General features: G+C 39.1%; 1 protein-coding gene. It reads right to left on the reverse strand.

Annotated features, from left to right (window positions below; translation table 11 throughout):
- Positions 1-304, reverse strand: a 304-nt coding sequence (locus tag E5983_RS09645; RefSeq protein ID WP_202056803.1) for a transposase, incomplete at both ends; no start/stop codon positions are given.

The raw sequence follows: 304 nt of genomic DNA on the forward strand, positions 1-304 counted from the left end.
AGGGAGAAAAAAATGACCATTACAAATAGAAAGTTCATCTAAAATCTTCTTAGGATGAAAACTTGCATTGTCCATGACAATAACATGAGGAACCTCCAAAGAAGGCAAGAGCTGGGTCTTAAACCATTCGACAAAGAAAGCACTGGTCATGCTCCCTTGATAAATCATTGGGGCTATAAATCTATGATTCACTTGTCCTGATACAATCGATGTTCGTTTGAACCGACGACCACTAACGCTCTCATAGACTTTCTCACCTCTTGGTGCACGGGCATTTTTACGATAAAGATAAGTATCAATACCT

Source organism: Streptococcus danieliae (assembly GCF_009767945.1).
Lineage (GTDB): Bacteria > Bacillota > Bacilli > Lactobacillales > Streptococcaceae > Streptococcus > Streptococcus danieliae.